This is a genomic window from Syntrophorhabdaceae bacterium, from assembly GCA_035541755.1.
GTDB lineage: Bacteria > Desulfobacterota > Syntrophorhabdia > Syntrophorhabdales > Syntrophorhabdaceae > PNOF01.
Genome location: DATKMQ010000161.1, coordinates 1 through 4,440, shown reverse-complemented (window position 1 = coordinate 4,440; position 4,440 = coordinate 1). Strand labels below are relative to the sequence as shown.

General features: G+C 53.3%; 5 protein-coding genes. All 5 read left to right on the top strand.

Annotation, left to right across the window (positions count from 1 at the left end; translation table 11 throughout):
- Window positions 1–359: 359 nt before the first annotated feature.
- The 5 genes from VMT62_15530 to VMT62_15510 all read left to right on the top strand — a co-directional run bounded on the left by VMT62_15530 (window position 360) and on the right by VMT62_15510 (window position 4,184).
- Window positions 360–590, top strand: coding sequence for a hypothetical protein (locus VMT62_15530; GenBank protein HVN97841.1), 231 nt, complete (start codon window positions 360–362; stop codon window positions 588–590).
- Between the two features lie 112 nt (window positions 591–702).
- Complete coding sequence (locus VMT62_15525; GenBank protein HVN97840.1) at window positions 703–2,025, top strand: DNA polymerase III subunit beta; 1,323 nt, start codon at window positions 703–705, stop codon at window positions 2,023–2,025.
- A 54-nt stretch (window positions 2,026–2,079) separates the two neighbouring features.
- Window positions 2,080–2,499 carry a DUF488 domain-containing protein gene (locus tag VMT62_15520; GenBank protein HVN97839.1) on the top strand — a complete coding sequence of 140 codons (420 nt, stop codon included), beginning with the start codon at window positions 2,080–2,082 and terminating at the stop codon, window positions 2,497–2,499.
- Window positions 2,483–3,334 (top strand): ParB/RepB/Spo0J family partition protein, encoded by an 852-nt coding sequence (locus tag VMT62_15515; protein ID HVN97838.1) that lies wholly within the window; start codon window positions 2,483–2,485, stop codon window positions 3,332–3,334. Before VMT62_15520 ends, VMT62_15515 begins: the two co-directional genes overlap by 17 nt.
- A gap of 469 nt (window positions 3,335–3,803) precedes the next feature.
- Window positions 3,804–4,184, top strand: coding sequence for a DUF805 domain-containing protein (locus tag VMT62_15510; protein HVN97837.1), 381 nt, complete (start codon window positions 3,804–3,806; stop codon window positions 4,182–4,184).
- Window positions 4,185–4,440: the final 256 nt, after the last annotated feature.

The following is a 4,440-nucleotide window of genomic DNA, read 5'->3' as shown; positions in this document are numbered from 1 at the left end:
AAAGCACCCAAAAGTCGGACTGGGGAATCAAGACCGGGAACGGGTTTTGAAAGTGCAGGGTTCTATCCCCTGCCCTTCATCTGAACAGTATCGTCCCGGCAATCCATTACCCACAAGAAGCTTGACTTTTCGCGTGAATATGCGACAATAGTCTCAGCAGATTGGTCGAACTCGAAACACGGGAATGGTGAAAGCCATTCCCGTTTCCTTTTTACCCCCCTGCATTCTATAACTCTTCGCGTCTCCGTTGGATAACTGGATAATCCACCAATCCGCTCGATTGGTTCATTCGAGTTCGATCCTCGAGGGGGCGCTCCTTATTCTTTCAGCCAAAATCACAGGAAGGAGGTGAGAGACTCATGAACAGGGCAGTCCTTCAATCATTCCGCGACATGGCAGCCGACCTCGCTAACAGAGGCTTCCAGAAGATATCCATCGAACTCAAAAGCGGCACGGTTATCGAGGCCAAGTACGATCCCATGTTCAACACGGTCGTGCTTGCATCTGCAACGTTTCCCGCGAGCGAGCTTGGCTTCTGGATGGGACTCTGTTGGGGTTCGGTTCCGGTCAAGATCGTCAAGAGATTGTAAGGCCGCCCTGTGCTCAACACAGGCCGGAGAAGACCTGTCGTGCTGGACAGAGCACGAACACAGGGCGTAAGAACAGTATAGCACCAAAAATCTATTCGCAAAAGGAGAAACCATGAAAACCGTCGTCAAATTTGAAGGACAGAAAAACACCATCCAGGGTGAGTGCAAGCCAAGGGAGGCCATGGAGATTTTGGGCCTCAATCCGAGAGAGTGGAAGGTGACGGCAAGGCAAGTGACCGATAAAGCGCTCGTCTATTCTATCGAGCGCGTCCGCTCCGTGGCCCTGGTGTCCGTTGCCGCACCACCGCAAGCCGACCCGCAGGTCACCATCACCGAGCCGTCAACTGATACGCTCGTTCAGGCCCCGCCACCTCCAACAATTCCGGAGAGTGAGATCACGGTCGACCGTAACGAACTGGAAGCCGTGCTCAAAGTAGTCGCGGATGTGACCGGCAAGCGCGGCCTCATGCCCGTGCTCGCCATGGTCAAGATCGATGTGGTCGATAAGGACACGATCACAATGGAGGCCACCGATTTGGAAGTCTCCTATCAGGTCACGATCCCTGCAGAGCCGACGGTTCCCACGGCCTTTTTGGTCGACGCAGGCCTTTTCATCAAGGAAGTGCGCGCGCTCGATAAGACGATTCAGGACGTGAAGATCACGGTCAAGCCGTCCTCCATCGAGATCAACGATAGATGTGAGCTGTCCGCATCAGTAACCGATGAGTTCCCTCAGATCGAGCCGCTACCTCCCGAAGACGCCCTCACCTATCCGCTTCCCAATCTCGCATCCGCTCTTACGTGCGTTTTGCCTGCCGTATCCACCGACGAGACACGCTACATGCTCACCGGCGTGTTTTTTGACATCGCATCCGGACGCGTGGTGGCGACTGACGGGTTCAGGCTTCACAGGGCCCATCTTGACAAATACGCCTGTCCCGCTTTTACCATTCCCCGGCGTGCGGCTGTTATCTTCGCAAAATATGATGCGGTAGAGATTACATTTGCCGGCAAGCGCGTATCGGTACCGATTGCGGGCGGTACCTTCATCACCCGGGTGATCGAAGGCGATTTCCCGGACGCAGACAGCGTGTGGCCCGATGTGTCAACCTATGAGAAGGTACACTTCAAGGCCCGCGATTTCCTCGATCTTATCCCGGGCGTACTTCCCGTGTCGAACGGCTCCCAGATCAAAATGACGATCAACGGCAGGATCGACATCGAGGCCGAGAGCGAGAGCGGCAAATACAGCTGGCACGTGCCCGCTGATTCAACGCTCAATGGCGGCACCGCGGTTATCAACATCAACTCTAAGTTCCTGGTCGATGCGATCAAGGCGTATCAGGATTCCGAGGAGATCGACATTGCGTTCCCCAAGAGCTACGGAGCGCTTGTCGTCAACGAGCAGGCGCTTATCATGCCTATCCGTCAGTAATCAGCAAAGGGCGGCTCATAGGCCGCCCTATCCCCCTTTCCAAAGGAGTACAAGATGATCTATTCAATCGGTTATCAGAAGATGACAGTCGATACGCTCGAAGAAACACTGAAGGCTTATAGTATCACCCTCCTCATAGATGTGCGTTCGGTACCTTATTCGAGAAAGCCCGAATTCAACCGCAAGAGGTTAGAGAAGCGCTTCGGTCTCGAAGTCTACGTATGGAAGGGTGAGGTATTAGGAGGCAAGTATGGCCCCGCCCAGGAAAGTGGCATTGACTTCCTCTGCCAGCTCAACAAACAAGGCAAACAAATTCTCATGTGTCTTGAGAACGATCCCAGAGACTGCCACCGCTACCAGGATATCGGCATCCGGCTTCTTGACCACGGCATCGAAGTGATCCACCTTCACGACGGCGTGGAGGAAACAACATCCCAGATCATGAAAGGAGCACCCTATGACCGGCACAGCTAAACTACCCATAACCGACATATTCCCGAATCCCAATCAGCCACGCAAGGAGTTCGAGCAGACCGCACTTGAAGAACTCGCCGCCTCCATCAGGGAATACGGCGTGAGGCAACCGATCCTCGTCACGCCCCGCGAGGGACGCTATATGATCGTAGCAGGAGAGAGGCGGTATAGAGCCTCTCTCATCGCCGGGTTAACCCACATACCGGCAGTAGTTGACGAAATGGACGACGCTCTCGTAGAGGAACTCGCACTCCTTGAGAACATCCAGCGAGAGGACTTAAACGTGATCGAGATCGCCATGGCGTACAAAGGTCTCATGGATCGCGGATGGACGGCGGAACAGCTGGCTCAGAAGATGGGCTTGCGTCAGGTTTGGCGGATCGACGAAAAGATCCGCCTGCTTAACCTCACCGAGGACAATCAAAAGCTCGTGGCAGACGGTGTGTTGAGCAACGCCCAGGCTCAGGAGCTCGCGCGGTTGAATCCCGGGCATCAGGCCATAGCCCGCGCAAAGATTCTCTCAGGCGCGTGCCCGACCTACAACAAGCTCCGTGCCTTCGTAGACAGCCTTTTGCTCAAAGAGGATCAATTCAACCTGTTCGAGCTTGAGGCGGTCAGTGAAGAAGAACAGGCCGCCATCGACAGGACCGAGTCGCTCCTGGCGACCATTGAGAAACTCATCGTCGCCGTCTCATCGCCCGTTGGCGTGAAGAAGGCCGCTTATCACGAGGCGATCACGGCCTCTCGCATCGATCTCATCATCAACCACCTTATGAAGCTCCGTAAGGCCGCCCTCGCTGGCGAGGCCATAAAGCAGGCCGCCAGGGCCGCATAGGAGACGCCGTGCTGACAGCTATCGGGTTCGTGGCTGGCTTCTATGTGGGCATACTGTGCATGGCCTTGATGACCATGGGTGGAAGGAGGTGATTCTTGACTCCCTAACCGGAGCATGGGCCCCGCAGGTGAACCCACGCCTGCGGGGCTTTTTTATTGCCGCAGGAGTGTATCACGCGCCTGTCGGCTCCTTCCTGAAAGCAGCGGCCCGACAATCTAACGGTTTCACTGCTCTTTCAAGTGGTAATGATTGTTGACTGTTATGAACACTCCGTACATTTTTCTCTACGTCCAAGTTTTCAAATGGTAACTGCAGAAATTCTACGGTTTTTTATATTGCTTTTTTTTAGAAAGCAACGGTATCATAATTACGAATCTAAAATTGCCAGTAGGCCTTAATTCGCAGGGGAGTGAATTATCGTGGCCTTTTCACAAAGACATCACGAATCAATACCTACTATGAGCTGAACATGAAATGGTATCTGAAGGCTCTGAAAAAGTACGCGGTGTTAAACGGCAGGGCGAGCCGAAAAGAGTACTGGTACTTTCTCTTGTTCAGTGTCATTATCTGGCTTATCCTTGGGCTAATCGACGCTCTGACAGGCAATTTCGGCCTCCGCCTGGAAGCCGGTACGGGTATCTTGGAGGTCATTTGGGAAGTAGTCTTGATAATTCCAAGCTGGGCCGTATCAGTACGACGCCTTCATGACACCGACCACACAGGTTGGTGGCTGGCCATCGGTGGAGTCCCGATCATAGGTGTGATTGCGTTGAATCTTGTCTTTATGGTGAAAGACGGCACACCAGGCTGGAATCAGTATGGCCCAGATCCAAAGAAGGCAATAGCGTAGTCCCGTGACGGAGTGCCAATCTTGGCGATGAAATACTACCATTCTCTAGAGTATTTCGAATACGTCATGGAGAGACTAAAATTGCAAAATAGACCGTAAAGTCGCCACACGGTATTGACCTGCCCCCCATAAACGAGTCCAGTGTCTGTGTTAGACTCTGGACTTGGATCTCAGTCAGGGAGGCAGGAGAAATGAGGAAGAAAGAATTCACACCGGAACAGATCATTGCAAAATTACGGGAAGCAGAAGTCCTCTT